Raw genomic sequence first — 17,862 nt, forward strand, 5'->3', positions numbered from 1 at the left:
AGGCGAGGATGCCAATTGCGGGAAATATCGGACAAAGGCGCTTTCCGAGCTGAGCGCTTAATCGACTCGCAAAGCTTGCGTTAATTGCACTGTTCCGACTGTCTGAGCTTCCCCCTCCCCACCACCGAAGACCGCCGGCCGCTTCTCCCTGAATGCTTCGATACCTTCCCGAAAATCCGGGCTTTGATACGCGCGGCGGCGAATCTCGCTGATGCGCCCGAGCGCGCTCGCGGGCAGCGCACGCATATCGGACAACACGCGCAATTGCTCTTTGACCGCTGCGATCGCAAGCGGCGCCTTCCCGGCGATATGCCTCGCCAATTCGCGCGTCTGCGCTTCGATCCGCTCGGAAGGCACCAATTGGTCGATGAGGCCCAACCGCAATGCGTCCTCGGCCTCCACGGGCTGCGCCGTAAAGAACATCGTTTTGATCGCGCTGATACCGAGCCGATCGGTGAAGTGCAAGAGTCCAGCAGTGTTGTAGGGCAAACCGATATTGGCAGGCGTCATCGCAAAGCGTGCGCTTTCATCGGCGACAACGATGTCGCAGCTGACCACGGTTTCCACCGCACCTCCCCACACCGAACCCTGGACCTGCGCGATGACCGGAAACGGTGCGTGCCGCAGTGCTGCGATAGCCGCTTCCAACGCGCTGCCGTGCGCCAACGGATCGGTACCGTCGAGCGGCAATTCCCCGATGTCGTGACCAGCCGACCATGTTCCGTGCTGGAGCGTCGCTTTCAGAATCATGACGCGCATCCGCTCGCGCTCGCACACCCGACACGCAGCCCCGATCGCCTCGAGCACCCAATGGCTCAAGGCATTGCGTTTGGTTGGGTTACTCAGCGTAACCGTGGCGACATACCCTTCCCGTTTGATTTGAACCGAAGCATCGGCGGGTCCGGTAAGGGTTTCGGTCTGTTCGGTCATGTTCAACTCGCCTTGTGGCTCATTTCATCGGCGCGACGGCATCGTCGACGAATTCGGCGACGATCCGCGCCCGGTCGGCATCGAGCTCCGGCGCGGCCGGATACGCGCGTGCGTCCGCGATGCCCGAGATCTTGATCGGGTTGCCCGCTACCTGGAATACGCCCGCCTTGGCGTCCTTGACTGCCACTACCATGTTCCGTTCGTTCAGTTGCTCGTCGTCGACGAGGTCTGCGACCGAATTGATCGGACCGCAGGGTACGCCCGCTTCCTGCAACAACGCGATCCACTCATGCGCGTTGCGGCCGGCCAGCGTGCGTTCCAATTGCGCGGTCAGTGCATCGACGTTTTCACGCCGCAGCGCATTCGTGCGGTACCGGCTGTCATCGCGCAAGTCCGGGCGTTCCAACGCATTGCACAGCTTCTCGAACAGACCGTCATTCGCGGCGCCGATCACGAAATACGTATCGGCCGCGTGAAATGCGCTGAACGGCGCGACGGACGGATGACGCGCGCCCTGCGGCCGCGGTACCTCGCCCGTGGCGGCATAACCGGTGAGCGCGTCCTCGAGAATCGCAACCTGACAGTCCAGCATCGCCACATCGAGATAGCGGCCCACGCCCGTACGCTCGCGCTCATAAAGCGCCGCGTTGATGCCGATCGCCAGATAGAGACCCGCGGTAATGTCGCCGACCGATACCCCGACACGCGTCGGCGCGCCGCCCGGTTGCCCGGTCACGCTCATCAAGCCGCTCATCGCTTGAACGACGATGTCGTAGGCCGGCCTATTCTGATAGGGGCCGGTCTGGCCAAAGCCGGACACGCTGCCGTAGATCAACCAGGGGTAGCGTTCGCTCAGCGTCTCATGATCGAGGCCATAGCGACGCATCACGCCTGGACGAAAGTTTTCGACCAACACATCGGCCTGCCCAAGCAGGGCGTGCAGGATATCGCGATCGTCAGACTGCTTGATATCGAGGGCGATACTCTCTTTGCCGCAGTTCAAAGCCGTGAAATACGTCGATTTCTCGTTGAGAAAAGGACCGAAAGCGCGAGCGTCATCCCCGGCGCCCGGGCGTTCGATCTTGATCACGCGGGCGCCGAGTTGCCGAAGAATCATCGTGGCATAGGGACCGGACAGCACGCGCGTCATATCGACGACGGTAATACCGGACAACAGACCTTTTTGTTCGACGGGCGTCGTTTCCGATTGCATGATCAGTTTCCTCGAAAGGGAAATCGATGTCGTTACCCCTTTGAAACGATCCATCGGCTCGGCGCGACATCTGCTGATCCAGTCTACTGCTGGCGGCCTGTGGGCCAGGTTAGCGAAACTGCTAGGGCCTGCGCTGCGCACTCATACGCGCACCGAACGACCTCGTTCTCGCCGGAACGGCAGATGCCGCGCGAGGTTGAACGCAATGAGATTGCCCACCACCACGAGCAGCAGGCCGACGACGGCGGGAGCCGACCATCGGTACCCCTCGAACACCGTCGATACGGCCAGCGCGACGAATGGGAACAGCACCGTGCAATAGGCGGCCCGGTCCGGTCCGATGCGGCCCACCAACATCAGGTAGGTCGTGAACCCGATCACCGATCCGGGCACCGCGAGATAAGCGAGCGAGCCGAAATACCGCACGGTCATCTCGGGCTGGAATGAAAATCCCGCGGCAAGAGAGCCGAGCGTCAACAGCGCCGCGCCGATCAGCATCGCCCAGCTATTGGTGACCGTCGGGTGAAGACCCATCGCCTGCATGCGGCTCGAAAACAGATTGCCGGCCGAGAAGGACATCGTGCCGGCGAGCGTAATCGCAAGCCCCAGCCACATCGTCCGATCGCCGGTGTGACCGACCATCTGCGGCGCAAAGAGACACAAGATGCCGACGAGTCCCAACACGGCGCCGACGATGGCGCTAGGCTGCAACGGTCGTCCCATGAAAATTCGGCCGTTGATCGCATTCCAGAGCGGCGCCGTCGAGAACACGACTGCGACGAGACCGCTCGGCACGATCTGCTCAGCGTAGTAAAAACACAGAAAGTTGACGCAGAAAAGCGCCACACCCTGACCGGCGAGCAGCGACCACGCCTCGCGCGGCGCCTTCACGGATCGGCGCAAAAGCCGCATCAGCACGAACATGACCAACGCGGCGAGCCAGAAACGAAAGGCGATCGACACAGGTGGCGCCACGACGCCGACCTGCCACTTGATCGCGATCCAGGTCGTGCCCCAAATCAACACCGTGATGAAATAAAGCAACAGATTCATGGTCTACCGTCGATCGAAAAGATAGCGAACAGCCAAAGGCCGGCTCCAGCGCCCCGACTCAGCGGGGACAGTGACACGCGCATACGGCACCCACTATCGCGCGCCGGTTTCGACGCGCATTGTCCCGGCTTGCGGTTTTTCGAGATGGCGGGCGACGCGTGCGGCGCGGCCCGTCTATACTCGTTATTCCGCTCGATACCTCTTTTTGCGCGCTTTTCGACCGTTACCGTGGACGCCAGCCCATTCCTGACCGCCCCAGCCACCGACGAAACATCGTTCGGCATGCATTCGGTCGGCCGCACGCTCGCCGAAGCCGATGCGACGCTGGAGCGCTTCGCGTGGCTCGGGGACCGGCTAGCGGCCGCCGTCTGGCGGCGCGTCACGGTCGAGGAGGAAACGACGTACGACAAGCCCGGCCATCACACGTTGTCGTGCTACCTCGACGGCGGCTACCGCACCGAGCGCCAAAAGCTGCCGGGCCAGTACGGCGCGCCGCAACGACTGTGCGCGCTGCCGGGCGACCACGAATCGCGCTGGTGGGTCCGCGGCCAGATGCATTTCATGCATCTGTACTTCCTGCCTGAGCATTTCACGCGCCGCGCCGTTCAGGAACTCGATCGCGAGCCGCGCGAGCTGACGCTCGCGGACCGGACCTATTTCGAAGACGCCCGCATCGCCGCGCTATGCCGCGGACTGGCGGCCGCACCGTGGGACGGCCCGGACGACCGGCTGCGCGCGAACGAAACGGCGCACGAGATCCTGAGCCTCCTGCTGCGCGCACAGGCGGTACGCCGCGACGACGCCACGATCAAGGGCGGGCTCGCGCCGGCCATGCGGCGGCGCCTCGTCGAATACATCGACGCAAATCTTTCTCGCACTCCAACGCTCGGCGAACTCGCTGAATTGGCGTGCCTCTCCGAATTCCATTTCTCACGCATGTTCCGGGCCTCGTTCGGCATGCCGCCCTCTGCCTGGATCGCTTTGCAGCGCCTCGATCGCGCACGGACGCTGCTGCGCACGACGATGCTCCCCGTCGATCGCATCGCCGCCGGTTGCGGCTATGCCGATGCGAGCCATTTCGGCCATCGCTTTCGTGCCGCGGTAGGCGCCGCGCCGCTCGCCTACCGGCGCGCGCTGAACGCCGATCGTGCAACGGTGAACCTCGACATCGATTGACCGCCATCGGCCTATCGCATCGATAGCGCTCAGGTCGCAAAGGCGCCGGCGCGGTTTCTGCCATTCCCAATCGATGCAATCGGAACGTTCAATTGTTCTTTTCCCGCGGTACGCATCACCATGCTTCGTATGAGCCAGGCAGGAGCCTGCATACGTCGGCAGCAAGAGCATGAGGTGAACGATGACAACCGCACAAATGCAGCTCGGCATGACCCAGCGCACGACTCGAGCGATGAGCGCCGCCCTCGCGGGCCGCATGTCGAGCCCGCGCTCGGCGCTGCTCTTTGCCGGTCCGGCCGTCGTCGCTTCGATCGCCTACATCGATCCGGGCAACTTCGCGGCGAATATCGAAGCGGGCTCGCGCTACGGCTATGCGCTGCTGTGGGTCGTCGTGATCGCCAACCTGGTCGCGATGCTGTTCCAGGCGCTCTCGGCGAAGCTCGGCATCGTCACCGGCCGCAACCTCGCCGAAATGAGCCGTGAGCATTTTTCGAAACCGGTGGTCTATGCGATGTGGGCTGTCAGCGAACTCGCCGCGATGGCTACCGATCTCGCCGAATTTCTCGGCGGCGCCATCGGTATTTCGCTGCTGTTTCACTTGCCGCTCATGGCCGGAATGGTCATCACGGGCATCGTCACCTATGCGATTCTCAGCGCCGAAAAAAGAGGCTTCCGGCCGCTCGAGCTCATCATCGGCGGGCTCGTCGCCGCCGTGGCGCTCGCGTATGTCGTCGAACTCTCCATCGTCGACGTGGCATGGGGCGATGCCGCGCGTGGCGCACTCGTCCCGACATTGAGCGGCAATGGCGCAGTAGGCGTGGCTGTCGCCATGCTCGGCGCCACGATCATGCCGCATGCCATCTATCTGCATTCGGGGCTCACGCAACAGCGCGCGCCGGCACGTAACGATGCGCAACGCAGCAAGCTTTTGCGGTTCTCGAATCGCGAGGTGGTGATCGCGCTCTCGATGGCAGGCCTCGTCAACATGGCGATGATCGTCATGGCTGCGGCCGCATTTCACAACGGGCATGCCGATATCGTCGAGATCGGGGCGGCCTATCGCAGCCTCGCGCCGCTGTTCGGCGGGGGCGCCGCGGCCGTCTTTCTCATTGCGTTGATCGCCTCGGGGGTATCGAGCTCCGTGGTCGGCACGATGGCCGGGCAGATGGTCATGCAAGGCTTCGTCGGGTTTCGGATACCCGTCGGCGTGCGGCGACTCGCGACGATGGCGCCGGCGTTCGTCGTCGTGGCGCTCGGCGTCAATGCGACCGACGCGCTCGTCTATAGTCAGATGGCGCTGAGCTTCGCGCTGCCCGTGCCGATGATCGCGCTCGTCGTGTTCACGAGCCGCCGCGACATCATGGGTCGTTTCGTCAACAGCCGGCTCGTGAGTGCGGGCGCGATCGTCGCAACGGCCGCCATCGTCGCACTGAACGTGGGGCTCGTGCTCCAAACCGGCTTGAAAGCGATTTAAAGGGGGTTAAAGCGATTCTAAGTCGAGCGATGTCGATTCCGCCCGCCGTCGTTCGTCGTATAGGATCGGGGACGCCGTCCCCTTCCTACCGGAGATTGCCATGTCGACCCATACCGTTCGCCTTCACCGTGTTCTGCGCGCCACGCCCGAGCGCGTCTACCGCGCGTTCCTCGACGCGGCTGCCATGAGCAAGTGGCTGCCCCCACATGGATTCACTTGTACCGTCCACGAGATGGACGCCAAGGTGGGTGGCAGCTATCGGATGTCGTTCACGAACTTCACGACGGGCGGCGGCCATTCATTCGGCGGGAAATATCTGGAACTCGTGCCGAACGAGTTCATTCGCTATACCGCCCAATTCGACGACCCCAATTTGCCCGGAACGATGCAGACAACCGTGTCGCTGCGGCAGGTGAGCTGCGGGACCGAATTGAACGTCGTCCAGGAAGGCATCCCTTCGGTCATTCCCAACGAAGGCTGCTATCTCGGTTGGCAGGAGTCACTCTCGCTGCTGACCTTGCTCGTCGAGCCGGAGATCCGGCAGTAGCGCTCACACATTCGGGGCCTCTCCGTCAGCGATCCGGCGCCCCATTCGGGCGCCCGATTCGAGTCTCCACGCCAGCGGCCGGGGCAGCACTTTTGACCAAGACGGAACCACGGTGCCGCCGACTATACTGACTCGATCGTGAATCTTCGATATCGACAGACAGGTCACCGTCATGCCCCATTATCTTTGCCACGAGCAGCCCGATCTGCTCGAGTTCGATACCGTTATCGTCGACGCGCGACCGGGTGCGGTCGTGCTCGCGCAATCCGCGCTGCATCCGGGCGGTGGCGGGCAGGTCTCGGATGCGGCCACGCTCATCCATCAGCACGGCACGGTGCGCGTAACGAGCGTCTCGCTCGAACGCGGCCGCTATTGGCACATTCTCGATGCGCCGCTCGAGCTCGCAGGTAACGTTCATGTGTCGATCGATGCGCAGCGGCGTTCGACCCTCGCGCAACTGCATACCGCGACACATATCCTCAATGCACTCGTCTACCGGGAGTTCGCCGGCGCGCTCGTCACCGGCGCGCAGATCAATGCCGATGGTGTTGCGCGGATGGACTTCGATCTGCCCGAGGCCGATAACGATCTGCTTCGAGCGCTCGAGCAACCGATCAACGAGATCATTCGCCAAGGGCTCGATGTTCGAACGCACTACGTGCCGACACGCGAAGCGCAGGCCACACCGGGACTGATCCGGAGCCTGTCCGTCGCCCCGCCGCCTACGGACGACGGCATGATTCGCATTGTCGAAATCGGCGAGCTCGATCGGCAAGCGTGCGGCGGCACGCATCTGTCCAATACCGCACAATCGCGCCCGATTCGCCTCACCAAGATCGAGAACAAGGGGCGGCGAAACAGGCGCGTGCGGATCGAGCTCACGTAAGCGCGGGTCCTTCGGCGGAGCAACGACGATGGCAACATCGCGCAGCGCGCGAAGAGCTGACGTACCGGCGGGACGGCGCACTCGAAGGCGCAGCGTTGGCGACGGCGCGTTATGGCGCGCATGAATTCGACCGGCACGTGCACGACGAACTCGTCATCGTCATGACGGAGTTCGGTGGCGGCCAGTGCATCACGCGCGCCGGCAGCGACGTGTCCGGCCCAGGGACGGTCTGGGTCTTCGCGCCCGGCGAATATCATTGCGGCGAAGTCTGGGACGAAAAGGCCTGGCACTACCGCGCGATTTATCTCGACATGCAAGGGCTCGCCGCGCTCAGCGCGGTTTTCAACGACGAGTCACGCGACGATCGCTTGCTGCACATTCCGCCCGGCCTCTATCGCGACGAGCAGCTTTGCTCGCTGCTCTTGAAAGCGCACACCAGTCTCGACGAGAACGCCGGCACGCCATTGATGGAACGGCAGGCGCATTGGTGGGCCGCGATGGGCATGCTGTTCGGGCGATACGGTCAACCCAAGCCGAGCGAAAGCCATGGCGGACGCGAGCGTCACAGAATGGCGATGGTGAAGGACTACCTCGCCGAGCAATTCCAGCGCGACATTCCAATCGACGAGTTAGCCCGGCTGGTCGGCCTGAGCCGCTATCACCTGATGCGCGCGTTTTGCAAGGAGTACGGGTTGCCGCCGCACGCTTATGTCAATCAGTTGCGATTGATCGCGGCGAAGCAATGGCTCGCGGCCGGCCGCAGCGCGGCCGACGCGGCCGTGAGCGCGGGGTTTTACGATCAGAGCCACCTCAATCGCGTATTCAAGAAGGCTTACGGGATCACACCGGGCGCCTATGCGGCACTGAGACCGGCGCTTTGAGCGCGATTCAGATACGTTTTCAAACGGCTTCGAATACGGCGGTCATCACACCAAGCCGATCCTGCATCAGGTTCTTTCCCAGATTGGTGGTGAACTCCAGAAAGTCCGGCCCCATCACCACGCCGAGATTCGGCGAAGGCGGTGCGCCCGACGCGCGCAATTGCGTGATCCAGGCCTTGGCGGCATCGCTATCGTCCCGCGACATGAGCGTGCGAAAGCCCGCCGATTCGATGGCTTCGCGTGTGGCATCCGCCGTCATCAGAAAGCTGGTGGCCGACGTTCTCGCCCATGGAACCGGGTAATGCGAATCGCCGTTTTTCAGTACGACATCGTAGGTTGCAAACTTGCCGCCCAGTTTCAGCACGCGCCGGATATTGTCGTAGAGCCGCGGCCGATCCGCGATATTCATCGCCACATGCTGCAGCAGCGCGACATCGAATTGGCCTCGATCGAACGGCAGATCGAGCGCGCTGCCCGTTTCGAACGATACCCGCGCGGTTTGTCCCGTGCGCTCGGTCAAGTAGCATGCCGCATCGACGAACGGTTCGCTGAGGTCGATACCGACCACGCTGCAGCCATGGGCTGCAGCCAGAAAGCGTGCGGGGCCGCCGATGCCCGAACCGATATCGAGAACACGCATGTCGGCGCGAATACCGATCAGCTCGCCAAGTTCGGCGGTCGCGGCAAGACCCCGCGAATGGAATTGATCGAGCGAAGCGAGCTGCTGAGGCGCGAGCAGCGCATCGTCGGGCCCCAGTGCCATGAGCGTGGCCGTCAGCCGCGCCCTCAGACCCGACGCGCGATAGTGGTCGCGCACATCATTGAGTACGTCAGTCATTGCGAGCTCCTCGTTGGATGGTGAGGTGTACCGTACGCTCGCAATGCTGTTCGATAAAGCGCCTGAATCTATATAGATAGTGAAGCGTGACTACGCAATTGCCTCGCGCTTCGCTTCAGCCGTCGCGGAAGATAAAGCTGTAAGCGCTCAGCGCCGGCACGCCGCCCAGATGCGCATAAAGCACCTTCGAGCCAGGCTCGAATTCGCCGCGACGCACTTTATCGATCATGCCGTGCATCGATTTGCCTTCATAGACTGGGTCCGTCAGCACACCTTCGAACCGCGCGCACAGACGGATCGCCTCGAGCGTGCCCTCGTTCGGCAAGCCGTATTCCGGGCCGCCATAACGCGTGTCGAGAATCACGTCCTTCTCCGTGATGTCGTGTCCCAGATCGACGAGTTCAGCCGTATGACGCGCGATGCGCGTGATTTGCGCGTGGGTCTTTTCGGGGGTGGCCGAGGCGTCGATACCGATGACACGGTCCGCGCGACCGTCCGCCGCGAAACCGACGACCATCCCCGCCTGGGTGCTGCCCGTCACCGAACAGACGACGATGTAGTCGAACTTGAAGCCGAGCTCCGCTTCCTGCTGCCGCACTTCCTCGGCGAAGCCGACGAAACCGAGTCCGCCGAACGGATGCTCGGAGCAACCGGCCGGGATCGGATACGGCTTGCCGCCGGCCTTGCTCACGCTCTCGAGCGCCTCCTCCCAACTCGGACGGATACCGATGTCGAAACCATCGGGCACGAGTCGCACGTCGGCGCCCATGATGCGCGACATTTGGATGTTGCCTACGCGGTCATAGACAGCGTCCGAATAGTTCACCCAGTTTTCCTGCACGAGGACGCACTTCATGCCGAGATGCGCCGCAACGGCAGCCACCTGACGCGTCTGGTTCGACTGAATACCGCCTATCGATACGAGCGTGTCGCAACCTTGCTCGAGCGCGTCGGGGATCAGGTACTCGAGCTTGCGCGTCTTGTTGCCACCGAACGCCAGGCCGCTGTTGCAGTCTTCCCGTTTGGCAAAGAGCTCCACTTTGCCGCCCAGATGTTCGCTCAAGCGCGCGAGCGGTTGAATCGGCGTCGGGCCGAATGTCAGCGGGTAACGAGGGAAGCGCTTCAGATTCATCGAATGTCTCCGGAAAGGGTGCGACAAGGTATTCGTCGGAAGGTGACCGCCTGGCGGCGCATCGCATAGGGAAAATGATAGGGGGATGGCCGCGAAATGAGCTTGCGAAATAAATGGCGACAACCTACTTTAGTAGGCCGCTATTCGCTTCTCACGAACTTTAACTTCGTATAAATACTATTCGACGAAATGAAATTAAGCCCGGAATCCAGCCCCGCGTTGGACACTCAGCCCGCATTGGATCGCATCGACCGCGCCATCCTCAAACAGCTTCAGCAAGACGCGTCGATCTCGAATGTGAGCCTCGCGGCGAAAGTCAAACTGAGCGCACCCGCTTGCCTGCGGCGCGTCGAACGTTTGAAGGAAATGGGCTTGATACGCGGAATCGTCGCACTGCTCGATCCGAAAGCGCTCGGCGTGGGGATGCTCGTCGTGATTGGCTTCGTGCTCGATCGCTCGACGCCCGAAGCATTCACCGCGTTCGAGAAAGCGGCACAGAAGGTATCGGGGTGCGTGGAATGCCACGTCGTGACGGGCGAATTCGATTACTTCATGCTCGTGCGTACGCGCGACAACGAGAGTTTCAATCGGCTGCACGCGGAGCAATTGCTGTATCTGCCGGGCGTGCGGCAGGTACGCAGCTTCATGGTGCTGAAGGAGATTCTGTCGACGCATGCGTTGCCGCTGTAACGCATGCGTCGGACCATCGATTTGAACGAGCCGCGCTCGCTAGCGGTTGCGCGGCGGCCGGGGGCGCTCAGGCACTCAGCGTTGCCATGGTGCGAGGCTCGTCGCCGAGGCTTTGCCATAACGCTCGCGCGCCGCATGTACAACGCTGGGATCGAGTTCGCCCTCGTCCGCCAGGGCCTTCAATGCGGCAACCACAATGCTGCCCCGGTCGACTTCGAAAAACGCACGAAGCTCTTGCCTTGTATCGCTGCGGCCAAAGCCATCGGTGCCCAGGGTGACGTATCGGCGCGGCACGTACGCGCGGATCAATTCGGGTACCGCGCGAACATAATCGGTCGCGGCAATCACCGGCCCGCGCGATCCCTGAAGCGCGGCCGTCACGTATGGCACGGCGGGCGCATCGCCAAGCCTTTCGCGCCGCTCTGCGGCGATTCCATCGCGGTGCAACTCGACGAAGCTCGTCACACTCCAGACGCCCGCATCGATATCCCACTCTTCTTTCAACATCCGTTGCGCCGCGATGGCTTCGCAGAGGATCGCCCCCGACCCGAGCAGTTGCACGCGTGCCGTTTGCTGCAACACGGGCGAGAGCGGATAGAGGCCTCTGAGAATGCCGTCGTGCAGTGCCTGCGGATCGCCCTCAGGTAATGACGGTTGCGCGTAGTTCTCGTTCGTCACCGTGACGTAATAGAACACGTCGTGCTGCTGCTCGACCATCTCGCGCATTCCCGCGTCGACGATCGTGGCCACTTCATAAGCGAAGGCCGGATCGTAGGCACGGCAGTTCGGAATCGTCGATGCCGCGAGGTGACTCGTGCCGTCCTGATGCTGTAGGCCTTCGCCGCCCAGCGTCGTACGGCCTGATGTCGCGCCGATCAGAAAGCCGCGGGCGCGCTGATCGGCCGCCGCCCATATCAGGTCCCCGATGCGCTGAAAACCGAACATCGAGTAGTAGATGTAAAACGGCAGCATCGGCAGGTCGTGCACGCTGTAGGCCGTCGCCGCGGCGATCCATGACGAGATGGCGCCCGCTTCCGAAATCCCTTCTTCCAGAATCTGTCCGCGCGTGTCTTCCCGGTAGTACAGCATCGAACCGAGATCCTCCGGCTCGTAGCGCTGCCCGAGCGGCGAGTAGATCCCCACCTGCCGGAACATGTTGGCCATACCGAACGTACGCGCTTCGTCAGCGACGATCGGCACCACGCGCGAACCGATTTCGCCGTCCTTCAGCAACGCGGTCAGCATGCGTACGAGCGCCATCGTCGTCGACATCTCGCGGCCGCCCGCCTCGAGCGCGAATGCTCCCCAGGTCGGCATCGAAGGGACGGTCAGCCTCTTCGATGCCGCTTTCCGCCTTCTGGGCAGAAAGCCTCCAAGGGCAGCCCGGCGCGCATGCAGGTATTGCATTTCCGGGCTGTCTTCCGCTGGCTTGTAAAAGGTCAGCCGCTCGACGTCCTCGTCCGACAGCGGCAATTGAAAGCGATCGCGAAACGTCTTCAGATCGTCGACGTCGAGCTTCTTTTGTTGATGCGTCGTCATGCGGCCCTGCCCCGCCGTGCCCATCCCGAAGCCCTTCATCGTCTTGGCGAGGATCACGGTCGGCTGGCCGCGGTGCGCAAGCGCGCGCGCATAGGCCGCGTGCAGCTTGCGCGCGTCGTGACCGCCGCGCCGCAGGCGGTCGATCTCGGCATCGGAGAGCTCAGCGGCAAGCGCGGCAAGCGCCGGATTCCCACTGAAAAAACGCGCGCGGTTGTACGCGCCGTCGTTGGCGGAGAACGTCTGGAACTGCCCGTCGACGGTTTCGGCGAATGCCCGGGCCAGCGCGCCGGCATGGTCGCGCGCGAAGAGCGGATCCCAATCCGAGCCCCACAGCACTTTGATGACGTTCCAGCCCGCGCCGGCAAAGAGCGCCTCGAGCTCGTCGATGATGCGGCCGTTGCCGCGCACCGGGCCGTCGAGCCGCTGAAGGTTGCAGTTGATGACGAACACGAGGTTGTCGAGCCCCTCGCGCGCGGCCAGTGAAAGCGCACCGATCGACTCGGGCTCGTCCATCTCGCCATCGCCGAAGAAGCCCCAGACCGTGCGGCCTTCCGTGCGCGCGAGCCCGCGGTTGTGCAGGTAGCGCATGAAGCGCGCCTGGTAGATCGAGTTGATCGGCCCGATGCCCATCGAGCCCGTCGGAAACTGCCAGAAGTCGGGCATCAGCCACGGATGCGGATACGAGCAGAGCCCGGGGCCCGCGATTTCCCGGCGATAGTGCCGCAGGTGGTCCTCGCTCAGGAAGCCCTCGAGATAGGCACGTGCATAGACACCCGGTGACGAATGCGGCTGAAAGTAGACGAGGTCTCCACCCGAGCCCACGCCGCCCTCGCTGCCTTGCGGCTGCGCCGCGCGGAAGAAGTGATTGAAACCGACTTCGAACAGATCCGACGCCGACGCATAGCTGGCGATGTGTCCTCCCAGTTCGCCATAGGCGCGATTCGCGCGCACGACCATCGCCAATGCGTTCCAGCGCAGCGCGGCCGAGAGCCGGGCTTCGATGTCGAGATCGCCCGGATAAGGAGGCTGCTCGGCAACCGGGATCGTATTCACGTAGGGCGTGACGCGTGACGGTGCCCGTGTGAGGCCCTTCTTGGATGCGTGGTCGGTCAGACGGTCGAGCAGATATTGCGCGCGATCCTTGCCCACGTGAGCGACGATGGCGTCGAGTGCTTCGAGCCATTCGGCCGTTTCCTGGGGATCGTCGTCCAGCGGCGTAGCACTGGCCCGCCTCGTTTCCTCGATACCGCTCGATAAGTCCGTCATAGCAGGTCTGCCTCCGGCGCGCCGGCAAGGAAGGGCGCGCATCGATGGGGAATCATCGTACCCGGCATCGCGCAGAATTTGCGTTTGTTCTAACTGTGATTTGCCCTTCAGATAGTGTAAATATTCTGTCTTATCGTTCGATTCCGGAATGTTTCGACTATGACCACGAATACGAGGCGTCTCGACCGCATCGACATCGGCATCCTCAACCAGCTTCAACAGAACGCGCGGATTACGAATGCGGAGTTGGCGCGCTCGGTCAATCTGTCGCCCACGCCGTGTTTCAACCGCGTGCGCGCGCTCGAAAAGCTCGGGCTATTCAAGCAACAGGTGACGCTGCTCGATCCGGAGCCGCTTGGCCTGAGCATCAACGTGTTCATTCAGGTCAGCCTCGAAAAGCAGGTCGAACATGCACTGCGGCGGTTCGAGCAGGCGATCTCCGAGCAGCCCGAGGTCATGGAGTGCTATCTGATGTCGGGGGACGCCGACTATCTATTGCGCGTGGTGATGCCCGATATGCGCGCGTTGGAGCGCTTCATCATCGAGCGGTTGACGACCATTCCCGGTGTGTCGAACATCCGGTCGAGCTTTGCGCTCAAGCAGGTGCGCTATAAAACGGCGCTGCCGTTGCCGGCGGCGGGGCTGACGCTGGTCGAGCCGTGAACGCGGCAGATGGCGGAGCGCTCGACCGAACAACGTCGCCGGCTTGCTACGGCTGCTCGATCGCCCAATTCACGGCGGCCTCGGCGTGCAGTGCGGTCGTATCGAATACGGGCAACGACGAGTCATCTGGCTTGATCAATAGCGTGATTTCGGTGCAGCCGAGAATCACGGCTTGCGCGCCATCGGCCGCCAGTTCCGCGATGATTTCCTGATAGCGCTTGCGCGACGCGTCATTGATTTCGCCGTGGCAGAGTTCGTCGTAGATGATTCGATGCACGTCGGCGCGGCTTGTGTCGGTCGGTACCACGGCTTCTATGCCGTACCGATCGCGTAGACGGCCGATGTAGAAGCTCTGCTCCATCGTGTATCGCGTGGCGAGGAGCCCGACACGTCGAACACCCGCCGCTTGTAACGCGCGGGCTGTCGGATCGACGATGTGCAGGAACGGGATAGCAAGCGCTTGCTCGACGGAGGCATAACCGCGGTGCATCGTGTTCGTCGCAAGCAGAACGAGGTCCGCGCCGCCGCGTTGCAGTTGTCGGGCGGCCTCGGCCATCAGGTTGCCCATTCGGTCCCATTCGCCCGCACGTTGCAGCGCTTCGATTTCGGCGAAATCGACCGTCATCATCAGACTGCGCGCGTTGTGATGTCCGCCCAGTTTCGCTTTGGCGTAGCGGTTCAACAGTCGGTAGTACTCGGCTGAGGACTCCCAACTCATGCCGCCGATGACGCCGATGGTTTTCATGGTGGCTCCCGATTTCCCATGCGCGTTATGACCGGCGCGCCACGGGCCTCCGGCCGCCGGTCCAGCAAGCAGCATGGTTTCCCATAAGCGCTGGCAACGCCCGAGACGATTCGTGGGCTTCCGGGCGGTACAGTCCTGGCGGGTGCGACCGTTGTTGTCGCGCTCATCTAGCCAAAGCTCACGTGATAGACAGGCGGCAGGTGTGCGGAGACTTCATGCCAGGTCTCGCCCGCGTCGTCCGAAGTCCATAGTCCGCCCGTCGTCGAACCCATCGCGAGCCTCGTGCCCCGGGTGTCGATCGCCAGGCCGTGCCGATAGACCAGATCGTAAGCGGGCGCGGGTGGCAGGCCTTCGGAGAAGCGCTCGAACGTGCGGCCTCCGTCGCGTGTGCGCGTGACGACGAAGGCGCCATCGACAGGAATACGGCAGGCATCCTTCACTGCCGGGACAAACCAGGCCGTATCGGGGTCTTGCGGGTGCACGACCACGGCGAAACCGAAGCTCGACGGTTGGGCCTCGATGCGCGTCCAGCGCTCGCCGCCATCGGTCGAGCGAAAGATTCCGCAGTGATGCTGCGTCCAGAGCACATCCGGTGCGGCGTTGCACTGAACGACGCGGTGCGGGTCTTGAACATTCGGTTCGCCGCGCCGCTCGGGCGGCATATAGTCGGCCTCCATGCCCTGCGCCGTCACACGCCACGTCTCACCGCCGTCGGTCGTTTGCCAGACGCCTCCCGAAGAAACGCCCACCGTCACATGGCGGCTGTCGCGCGGATCGATCAGCACCGAATGGATACCCGCGTGGTCATAACCGCCCCCCATCCACTCGCGACGTTCCGGGCGGTCCCACAGCGCATGGTTCAATGTCCAGCTTTCGCCGCCATCGTCCGAGCGAAAGAGCCCGCCCGGGATTGTGCCGGCCCAGAGCGTGCCGGGCTCGTCGGGGCTACCCGGCTCCAGTGTCCAGATTTGTTCGAGCGACCAAAGGGGCTCCGGGACAGGCGGCACCGCTTCGCTGATCGCGGACGCGGCAGCACTACCCGCCTCGGCAAGCGCATCGTTCGGACCCGCCATTTGCGCGGCTTGCGCCGATGCGGATGCCTCGGCGCCTTCCGGCTGCGGCGGATAAACCGGGGTGTTGCAGGGCTGCCATTCGCGCTCGCCGGCGGGCAGACGATGCAGTTTCACGCCGAAATGGCCGAGGTTGAGCGCCGCGTAAAGCGTGCCGTCGCGCGGATCGGCCAGCGCCGCGCTTACCGGTTCGCCCACGAAATGATGCTCGGCTTGCTTCCATCGGCCGGGGCGGGCGCCGTCCGTTTCGAAAACGAACAGCCCTTTGCGGGTCCCGACGATCAAGCGATCTCGATTCACGATGTCTGTCTCCGTTGTTATCCGCCTGCCTCAGCCGCCCGACAGCGCCTGCACGACATAGATGCGGCTCTCGACGCCAACCGCATCCGAGAGGTGCCGGCGGTCGCGCACCGGCCTGCCGTCGACGTACACGGCCAGATGCCGGCGCAGTCCGCCCTGGTCGTCGAGAATATATCCACGCAGCCGCGGTTCGTCGGCGAAGACGGCAGCCAACGCTTCGTCGACAGTGCCGGCCGCAACGTCGCGCTCCGGCAGCGGAATATGACGCTGAATCGAGGCCGCAAAGAACAGGTGTGCCATGGCGTGGCGAGCTTCTTGGGTGGGGTGCTTAAGTGTAGTACCGAGCAGGCCCGGGAGGCGCTGAGTCAAACATTGGCGTCGAAAGACTCCGTTGGGTCCTCAGCGGTTGCGCCGCCCTTTACGCCATTGCGGTTGTTGCGAACGCGGGTCTTCTCCACAGGCCGCAACGCCTCTCCATTGAAATGCGTAGCGATACCGAGCCGGCGCAGGCCGATTTTCACGTAATCGGCCTGGAGTTCGATGCCAATCGAGCGACGTCCGAGCCGTTGGGCTACGACGCACGTCGTGAATGTGCCGCCGAACGGATCGAGCACCGTATCGCCGGGGTTCGTGCTGGCTTTGACGATGCGCTCGAGAAGCGCCTCGGGCTTCTGGCTCGGATGCGCTTCGTACTCCGGCATGCGGTACCGCACACGCGGCATGTACCAGGCATTGCCCGGAACCTTCGTCGTCTTGTATTGCGTGGGGACTTCCTTTCGATAGTCGATCAGTTTGCGCACGGCGCCTGTGCGCGCTTCGACTGCGATGTCGGCCACATTGAAGGTGTAGTTTTTTGCATCCTTGACGCAAAAGAGAATCGGTTCGTAAAGCGAGCCGAAGTGCTTCTTCGCTTGCACGCCCGAGCTGTCGTAATGCCAGACGATTCGCGACAGTATCGTGATGCGCTCGCGCAGCCACAGGTCGAGGTAGGGCATGGCCTGCGTGCTCGTCATGACATAGAGGCTGCCGGTAGGCTTCAGCTTGCGGATGCATGCATCGAGCCACTCGTAGCACCACTCGGCATAGGCCTGGTCGGAAGGCCAGGCGTCTTTGAACTCGCCGAACTGCTTGCCGATGTTGTACGGCGGGTCCGCAAAGATCAGATCGATCGACTCGTCAGCAATGCGGCCCAAAGCGTCGAGGCAGTCGCCATGAAAGACGGTTGCATCGTCACCCTCGAATGTCTCGATCGATCCCATATGGCTATCAACCTCGTTGGAAGGCTGGTTTGACAAGTTGACGCGCATCTTAACAAGGGGACCGGGCCGCTCGGGCTCTGTCGCATTAACGAGGACGAGTAGAATCGGTGCGAATTGAAACGCAGGACATCGATGATGGCAAAGACGAAGAAAGCTCGCTCAACGTTGCCCACCGGCGCGGGCAGCGTGCTGAAGCGGCT

At 62.9% G+C, this 17,862-nt stretch carries 17 protein-coding genes; 7 read left to right on the top strand and 10 right to left on the bottom strand.

The genetic code is table 11. The features are described from left to right. Nucleotides 1-57: 57 nt before the first annotated feature. The 3 genes from scpB to GWC77_RS19220 all read right to left on the bottom strand — a co-directional run bounded on the left by scpB (nucleotide 58) and on the right by GWC77_RS19220 (nucleotide 3,196). Nucleotides 58-930, bottom strand: coding sequence for a methylmalonyl-CoA decarboxylase (scpB, locus tag GWC77_RS19210; RefSeq protein ID WP_173259645.1), 873 nt, complete (start codon nucleotides 928-930; stop codon nucleotides 58-60). Between the two features lie 19 nt (nucleotides 931-949). Next, complete coding sequence (locus tag GWC77_RS19215; protein ID WP_173259646.1) at nucleotides 950-2,143, bottom strand: CaiB/BaiF CoA-transferase family protein; 1,194 nt, start codon at nucleotides 2,141-2,143, stop codon at nucleotides 950-952. Nucleotides 2,144-2,284: 141 nt separating this feature from the next. Further along, the gene (locus GWC77_RS19220; RefSeq protein WP_173259648.1) at nucleotides 2,285-3,196 is read right to left on the bottom strand and encodes a DMT family transporter; all 912 of its coding nucleotides are present in this window, start codon (nucleotides 3,194-3,196) and stop codon (nucleotides 2,285-2,287) included. Nucleotides 3,197-3,478: 282 nt separating this feature from the next. On the opposite strand from GWC77_RS19220, the gene GWC77_RS19225 reads away from it, so the two are divergent. The 5 genes from GWC77_RS19225 to GWC77_RS19245 all read left to right on the top strand — a co-directional run bounded on the left by GWC77_RS19225 (nucleotide 3,479) and on the right by GWC77_RS19245 (nucleotide 8,160). Then, nucleotides 3,479-4,372: an AraC family transcriptional regulator gene (locus tag GWC77_RS19225; protein WP_254367044.1), complete on the top strand. Its 894-nt coding sequence runs from the start codon at nucleotides 3,479-3,481 to the stop codon at nucleotides 4,370-4,372. A gap of 181 nt (nucleotides 4,373-4,553) precedes the next feature. After that, nucleotides 4,554-5,846, top strand: coding sequence for an Nramp family divalent metal transporter (locus tag GWC77_RS19230; protein ID WP_173259650.1), 1,293 nt, complete (start codon nucleotides 4,554-4,556; stop codon nucleotides 5,844-5,846). A 100-nt stretch (nucleotides 5,847-5,946) separates the two neighbouring features. Beyond that, nucleotides 5,947-6,393: an SRPBCC family protein gene (locus GWC77_RS19235; protein WP_173259652.1), complete on the top strand. Its 447-nt coding sequence runs from the start codon at nucleotides 5,947-5,949 to the stop codon at nucleotides 6,391-6,393. Nucleotides 6,394-6,565: 172 nt separating this feature from the next. Beyond that, complete coding sequence (locus GWC77_RS19240; RefSeq protein ID WP_173259654.1) at nucleotides 6,566-7,279, top strand: alanyl-tRNA editing protein; 714 nt, start codon at nucleotides 6,566-6,568, stop codon at nucleotides 7,277-7,279. A 95-nt stretch (nucleotides 7,280-7,374) separates the two neighbouring features. Continuing rightward, nucleotides 7,375-8,160 (top strand): AraC family transcriptional regulator, encoded by a 786-nt coding sequence (locus GWC77_RS19245; RefSeq protein ID WP_254367041.1) that lies wholly within the window; start codon nucleotides 7,375-7,377, stop codon nucleotides 8,158-8,160. Nucleotides 8,161-8,179: 19 nt separating this feature from the next. Here GWC77_RS19245 and GWC77_RS19250 read toward each other — a convergent pair whose 3' ends face one another. Then, a complete protein-coding gene (locus GWC77_RS19250) occupies nucleotides 8,180-8,998 on the bottom strand; it encodes a class I SAM-dependent methyltransferase (RefSeq protein ID WP_173259656.1) in 819 nt (272 codons plus the stop codon). Nucleotides 8,999-9,113: 115 nt separating this feature from the next. Continuing rightward, the gene (locus GWC77_RS19255) at nucleotides 9,114-10,130 is read right to left on the bottom strand and encodes a 1-aminocyclopropane-1-carboxylate deaminase (protein WP_173259658.1); all 1,017 of its coding nucleotides are present in this window, start codon (nucleotides 10,128-10,130) and stop codon (nucleotides 9,114-9,116) included. 219 nt (nucleotides 10,131-10,349) lie between these two features. On the opposite strand from GWC77_RS19255, the gene GWC77_RS19260 reads away from it, so the two are divergent. Continuing rightward, on the top strand, nucleotides 10,350-10,820 hold the full coding sequence (locus GWC77_RS19260; protein ID WP_254367042.1) for an Lrp/AsnC family transcriptional regulator: 471 nt from the start codon (nucleotides 10,350-10,352) through the stop codon (nucleotides 10,818-10,820). Nucleotides 10,821-10,895: 75 nt separating this feature from the next. Here GWC77_RS19260 and mdeB read toward each other — a convergent pair whose 3' ends face one another. Beyond that, nucleotides 10,896-13,625: an alpha-ketoglutarate dehydrogenase gene (gene mdeB / locus GWC77_RS19265; RefSeq protein ID WP_173259661.1), complete on the bottom strand. Its 2,730-nt coding sequence runs from the start codon at nucleotides 13,623-13,625 to the stop codon at nucleotides 10,896-10,898. A gap of 159 nt (nucleotides 13,626-13,784) precedes the next feature. On the opposite strand from mdeB, the gene GWC77_RS19270 reads away from it, so the two are divergent. Further along, nucleotides 13,785-14,288: an Lrp/AsnC family transcriptional regulator gene (locus tag GWC77_RS19270; protein ID WP_173259663.1), complete on the top strand. Its 504-nt coding sequence runs from the start codon at nucleotides 13,785-13,787 to the stop codon at nucleotides 14,286-14,288. Between the two features lie 46 nt (nucleotides 14,289-14,334). Here GWC77_RS19270 and GWC77_RS19275 read toward each other — a convergent pair whose 3' ends face one another. The 4 genes from GWC77_RS19275 to yhdJ form a co-directional block, all read right to left on the bottom strand. Continuing rightward, a complete protein-coding gene (locus GWC77_RS19275) occupies nucleotides 14,335-15,033 on the bottom strand; it encodes an aspartate/glutamate racemase family protein (protein WP_173259665.1) in 699 nt (232 codons plus the stop codon). A 167-nt stretch (nucleotides 15,034-15,200) separates the two neighbouring features. Next, nucleotides 15,201-16,403, bottom strand: coding sequence for a sialidase family protein (locus GWC77_RS19280; RefSeq protein WP_173259667.1), 1,203 nt, complete (start codon nucleotides 16,401-16,403; stop codon nucleotides 15,201-15,203). A gap of 30 nt (nucleotides 16,404-16,433) precedes the next feature. Continuing rightward, on the bottom strand, nucleotides 16,434-16,703 hold the full coding sequence (locus tag GWC77_RS19285; RefSeq protein ID WP_173259669.1) for a MoaD/ThiS family protein: 270 nt from the start codon (nucleotides 16,701-16,703) through the stop codon (nucleotides 16,434-16,436). Nucleotides 16,704-16,768: 65 nt separating this feature from the next. Further along, nucleotides 16,769-17,662 carry an adenine-specific DNA-methyltransferase gene (gene yhdJ / locus GWC77_RS19290; RefSeq protein ID WP_173259671.1) on the bottom strand — a complete coding sequence of 298 codons (894 nt, stop codon included), beginning with the start codon at nucleotides 17,660-17,662 and terminating at the stop codon, nucleotides 16,769-16,771. Nucleotides 17,663-17,862 lie beyond the last annotated feature (200 nt).

The sequence above is a fragment of the Paraburkholderia sp. NMBU_R16 genome (assembly GCF_013282575.1).
Classification (GTDB): Bacteria; Pseudomonadota; Gammaproteobacteria; order Burkholderiales; family Burkholderiaceae; genus Trinickia.

Bases quoted from the DNA above. Each gene is read 5' to 3' on its own strand.
- scpB (WP_173259645.1), bottom strand. From the start codon at position 930: ATGACCGAACAGACCGAAACCCTTACCGGACCCGCCGATGCTTCGGTT.
- GWC77_RS19215 (WP_173259646.1), bottom strand. From the start codon at position 2,143: ATGCAATCGGAAACGACGCCCGTCGAACAAAAAGGTCTGTTGTCCGGT.
- GWC77_RS19220 (WP_173259648.1), bottom strand. From the start codon at position 3,196: ATGAATCTGTTGCTTTATTTCATCACGGTGTTGATTTGGGGCACGACC.
- GWC77_RS19225 (WP_254367044.1), top strand. From the start codon at position 3,479: ATGCATTCGGTCGGCCGCACGCTCGCCGAAGCCGATGCGACGCTGGAG.
- GWC77_RS19230 (WP_173259650.1), top strand. From the start codon at position 4,554: ATGACAACCGCACAAATGCAGCTCGGCATGACCCAGCGCACGACTCGA.
- GWC77_RS19235 (WP_173259652.1), top strand. From the start codon at position 5,947: ATGTCGACCCATACCGTTCGCCTTCACCGTGTTCTGCGCGCCACGCCC.
- GWC77_RS19240 (WP_173259654.1), top strand. From the start codon at position 6,566: ATGCCCCATTATCTTTGCCACGAGCAGCCCGATCTGCTCGAGTTCGAT.
- GWC77_RS19250 (WP_173259656.1), bottom strand. From the start codon at position 8,998: ATGACTGACGTACTCAATGATGTGCGCGACCACTATCGCGCGTCGGGT.
- GWC77_RS19255 (WP_173259658.1), bottom strand. From the start codon at position 10,130: ATGAATCTGAAGCGCTTCCCTCGTTACCCGCTGACATTCGGCCCGACG.
- mdeB (WP_173259661.1), bottom strand. From the start codon at position 13,625: ATGACGGACTTATCGAGCGGTATCGAGGAAACGAGGCGGGCCAGTGCT.
- GWC77_RS19270 (WP_173259663.1), top strand. From the start codon at position 13,785: ATGACCACGAATACGAGGCGTCTCGACCGCATCGACATCGGCATCCTC.
- GWC77_RS19275 (WP_173259665.1), bottom strand. From the start codon at position 15,033: ATGAAAACCATCGGCGTCATCGGCGGCATGAGTTGGGAGTCCTCAGCC.
- GWC77_RS19285 (WP_173259669.1), bottom strand. From the start codon at position 16,703: ATGGCACACCTGTTCTTTGCGGCCTCGATTCAGCGTCATATTCCGCTG.
- yhdJ (WP_173259671.1), bottom strand. From the start codon at position 17,662: ATGGGATCGATCGAGACATTCGAGGGTGACGATGCAACCGTCTTTCAT.